4 protein-coding genes are annotated in these 4,162 nt (G+C 66.7%); all 4 read right to left on the reverse strand.

The features are described from left to right. Positions 1-131 precede the first annotated feature (131 nt). The 4 genes from WAZ62_RS08750 to WAZ62_RS08765 are packed head-to-tail and all read right to left on the reverse strand — an operon-like array spanning position 132 to position 4,089. Positions 132-824 (reverse strand): tetratricopeptide repeat protein, encoded by a 693-nt coding sequence (locus WAZ62_RS08750; RefSeq protein WP_422643141.1) that lies wholly within the window; start codon positions 822-824, stop codon positions 132-134. Then, on the reverse strand, positions 821-1,747 hold the full coding sequence (locus WAZ62_RS08755; protein ID WP_422643142.1) for a type II secretion system F family protein: 927 nt from the start codon (positions 1,745-1,747) through the stop codon (positions 821-823). Before WAZ62_RS08755 ends, WAZ62_RS08750 begins: the two co-directional genes overlap by 4 nt. 22 nt (positions 1,748-1,769) lie before the next feature. Next, on the reverse strand, positions 1,770-2,693 hold the full coding sequence (locus WAZ62_RS08760) for a type II secretion system F family protein (RefSeq protein WP_422643143.1): 924 nt from the start codon (positions 2,691-2,693) through the stop codon (positions 1,770-1,772). Between the two features lie 22 nt (positions 2,694-2,715). Next, entirely contained in the window at positions 2,716-4,089 is a 1,374-nt protein-coding gene (locus tag WAZ62_RS08765; RefSeq protein ID WP_422643144.1) for a CpaF family protein, read from the reverse strand. Between the last annotated feature and the right edge of the window lie 73 nt (positions 4,090-4,162).

The following is a 4,162-nucleotide window of genomic DNA, read 5'->3' on the forward strand; positions in this document are numbered from 1 at the left end:
CACCGGCGCCGCGCCGACACCGCCGAGGCTGGCCGGCCCCTGGTCCTGCGCCAGGGCCGGCACGGAGACCGCGAGCCCGGACGTGAAAGCGAGGGCGAGCACGGCCGCGACAGGGCGGCTGAAAGTCTTCTTCATGGTTTCCAACTCCGGGCAAAGGAAAGCGCGGCCTCCCGCTCGGCCGCCGGGATGGGTTGCAGAATGCCGTCGACCTGCTGCTCGTGCCCGCTGTTCAGGGCCGCGATCGCGAAATTGGTCCTGATCTGCGGGCTTTGCGGGCTGAGCTGCGTCGCGCGCGCCAGGATGTCGTAAGCCTTCGGGTAGTCCGACGTCTTCAGCAGGGCGAAGCCGTAATTGTTCAGAACACGGGGGTCCGTCGGCGCGGCCTCGGCCGCCCGGGCGAACTGCGGCACGGCCCCTTTCCAGTCCCCGACCTGGGCCCGCACCTGGCCGAGGCCGAAGGCCGCCACCGGCTGCACCCGGCGCTTGTCGAGGGCGATGTAGATCTGGTCCGCGGCATCATACTGCTTCGTGCGCAGCAGGGCTTCGCCCTTCAGGCCCAGGGCCTCGACGTCATTGGGGTGGCGTTTCAGGTAGTCGTCGAGAAACGCGAGGGCCGCCTGGGACTGGCCGCGCTCGTTCATGCCCCGGATCAGGGCGATATAGAGCGCGTCCTCTTCGGCGGTCGGCGTCACCACGCTTTCCCCCTGGACCGACATCGCGGGCGCCGAGCCTCGGCAGCCGGCGACGGCCAGCGGCAGCGCCAGCAACACCACGGCCCAGGACAGGCCCCGCGACCGCAAGGCGGTAACCGGCACGATATTCATCCCCCGTTCACCTTGGTCAGCCCCTCGATCAGCCGCGACACGGCGGGGCCGGCGATGACGATCAACAGGGGCGGCATCATGAACAGCATCATCACGACGGTCAGCTGGGTCATGCGCTGACCGATGGTCATGCGGGCGCCATTCATGCGCCGCTCGATCAGCGTGTCCGAGAAAATCTTCAGCGCCGCCGTCAATTCGGTGCCATGGGCCAGCGACTGGATCAGCAGGGCGGCGAATTCCCGGCCCTCGTCGACGGCAAGCCGCGTGCCCCAGCGCTGCAGCGAGACTTCATAGCCCTTGCCCTGATCGATATCGTTCACCAGCCGGTCGAGCGTGCCCTTGATGGTGCCAAGGCCATCCGCCTCTTCCTGGGTCAGGTGGCGGAAGGCCTGTTCGATCGAGGCGCCGGAGCGGACCAGCAGCAGCAGCATGTCGATCAGGAACGGCAATTCCCGCTCGATCCGCCGACGCCGGCTGCGCGCCAGCGACGACAGGTAATAACGCGGCCCGAGGTAACCGATGGCGAAGCCGACGATGCCGGACAGCAGGGCCGTGCTCATCTTGGCCATGAGAAGACCGACGACGAAGGCCGCGATGGCGAGGCCGACACCGGCGACCAGGCGGAGGCCGGCCAGCCAATAGGGCGCGCCGGCATCATAGCGGCCGGTCGAGCGCATGATCTGCTCGAATTCGGTCAGGGTGCGCTGGCTGCGGGTCGTGGCGCGACCGACCATTTCGAAAAAGCCGCCGCCATCCACTTCCTCGTCGAGGACGGCGTCGCTGCGGCTGACATCGGCCATGCGGCCGCGCAGGCGCCTCGTGTCGCCGATATTGCGAACTTCCCCGACCAGCACATTGCTGCCGATGAACAGGAGGATCAGGGCGCCGATGACGAGCATGGCGGCGGCGATCATGTAGGACATGGTGTTTCCTCCCCGCCGCCGCTCAATATTCGACCCGCAGCAGGCGCCGCATGATCACGATGCCGATGACCTCGAGGCCAACCGCCACCGCCAGCATGGTCTGGCCCTTGTCCGCGAAGTAATCGAGATAGGATGGGTTCATCGCCATGATGGCGAGGCCGACCAGCGGCGGGATCGCCACCATGACGAAAGCCGTGCTGCGCAATTCCGACGACAGCGCCTTGAACTCGCCGCGCACCCGGATGCGGTCGCGCAGCACCCGGCTGAGGTGCTCGAGGATATAGCTGAGATTGCCGCCATAGCGCAGGTTGGTGCGCACGATCATGGCCAGCATCGCCAGTTCGGCGACGCCGAGGCGCTGGGCCTGAACCCGCAGGGCATCCGGCAACGGCAGGCCGATCTTGAGCCGCAGCGCCACCGGATCGAAATAGCACCGCGCCGCCTCGCCGGAATAGATCAGAGCCTTGTCGAAGGCCTGGGCCTGACTGTTGCCGGTCGAGATCAGCTGGCGCAACCGCTCGAGAAAGCCCGGAAGCTCCTCGAGGAAGGCATTGACCTGCTTTTCCGCCGCCGCGCTGAGAATCTGGTAGGACAGACCGAGGTAACCAAGCCCGGCGGCGAGGCCGCCGAGCAACCCAAGAAGCCAGACGGCGATGACGACGACGACGAACAGCCCGGCGACAAAGGCGACGAAACGCTGGGGCGTGACCTTCCAGTCCGCCTGCGTCATGCGCCGGGTGATGCCCGACGACGACATCATCAGAAGACCCATCAGGCGTTCGGTCTCGGGGATGTCGCCATCCACATCCGTCGCCATGCCCATCGAGCGGCCGAGCTGGGCCAGCCGCTTGCGATAGACCTGGTCGGCGCGCCAGTCGTTGATATAGCTCTCGATCAGGTAGCCGGCGGCGACGGCGGCGAGCAAGGCAAGGCCGAACTGGATCATCGTAGTCCCTCCCCCGCCGCGGCTATGGCCGGCCTTCGAAACGTCCCGCGCCGCCACCGGCCGGCGTGACACCACCGACCGCGGCCAGACGTTCGGCGAAGGCCGAATGGCGCGTGACCATGACGAAACTGCCCTGACCCGGCGACGCCGGATTGTCGCGATAGCGGAAACGCTCGTTCTGCACGATGGTCTCGCCTTCCATGCCGACGACCTCGGCGATGGAAATCACCTTGCGGACGCCGGACGACAGACGCTGGACCTGAACGACGACCTGCACCGCCGAGGTGATCTGCTTGCGCACGGTCGCGACATTGGCCTGCATTCCGCCGAAGCCGAGCAGCAGCTCGAGCCGGCTCATGGCGTCCTGCGGTGAATTGGCGTGGACCGTCGCCATCGAGCCGTCATGGCCCGTGGTCATGGCCTGGACCATCTCGACCGCCTCGCCGCCACGGATTTCGCCGAGGATGATGCGATCCGGCCTCATGCGCAGGGCATTCTTCACGAGATCGCGGGCGGTAATTTCAGGCGTGCCATCAGCCGACGGCGGCCGCGTTTCGAGGCGCACGACATGGGACTGGCGCATCTGCAGCTCGGCCGCGTCCTCGATCGTGACGATACGCTCCGTCGCCGAGATGTAACCCGACAGGATATTGAGCATCGTGGTCTTGCCCGACCCCGTGCCGCCCGAGATCAGCATGTTCAGGCGGCCACGGACGCAGGCGGCGAGATAATCCACCATCTCCTGGCTGATCGTGCCGGTACGGACCAGGTCATGGATCTTCAGCGGGATGCGCTTGAACTTGCGGATCGAGACCGTGGCGCCATCGAGGGCGATCGGCGGGATCACGATGTTCACGCGGCTGCCGTCCTTCAGGCGGGCGTCGACGAAGGGCGAGGCCTCGTCCACGCGGCGGCCGATCGGGCTGACGATGCGCTGGATGATGTTCATCAGGTGGGCATCGTCGCGGAACCGCGTCGTCACCCGCTCAAGGACGCCCGAGCGTTCGACATAGATGCGGCTGGGGCCATTGACGATGATGTCGTCGACCGTTGTGTCGGCGAGCAGCGGCTCGAGCGGGCCGAGACCGACGATCTCGAAGAACACATCGTCGAGCAGGCGTTCGCGCTCGGCGGCATTGAGGGCGACGCCCGCGCCGGCGACGACGACGGAAATGGCGCGGCTGATCTCACTGCGCACCACTTCGCCATTGGCCTTGTCCGGCGTGAAGCCCCGCTTTTCCAGATAATCATGGACGATGGTCAGGGCCCGGAACTTCAGCTCCTGGTACAGCGGCGAGGTATAAATATCGCCATCCGCGCGCCCGCCGGGCAGATTGGTCGGGAAAGCCGTCGCCCCGAGGGTAGTCCCGCCGCCCGGCCCGCTCGTTTCACGCATCGGTCACTCCTGCCTGACAGCTCAACGCGTACCCGCCCGGCCGATGCCGAGGCGGGAGAGAATGCCTCCATGG

Source organism: Zavarzinia sp. (assembly GCF_049306435.1).
Lineage (GTDB): Bacteria > Pseudomonadota > Alphaproteobacteria > Zavarziniales > Zavarziniaceae > Zavarzinia.

Coding starts and splice junctions, on each gene's coding strand:
- WAZ62_RS08750 (WP_422643141.1), bottom strand. CDS start 824: ATGAATATCGTGCCGGTTACCGCCTTGCGGTCGCGGGGCCTGTCCTGG.
- WAZ62_RS08755 (WP_422643142.1), bottom strand. CDS start 1,747: ATGTCCTACATGATCGCCGCCGCCATGCTCGTCATCGGCGCCCTGATC.
- WAZ62_RS08760 (WP_422643143.1), bottom strand. CDS start 2,693: ATGATCCAGTTCGGCCTTGCCTTGCTCGCCGCCGTCGCCGCCGGCTAC.
- WAZ62_RS08765 (WP_422643144.1), bottom strand. CDS start 4,089: ATGCGTGAAACGAGCGGGCCGGGCGGCGGGACTACCCTCGGGGCGACG.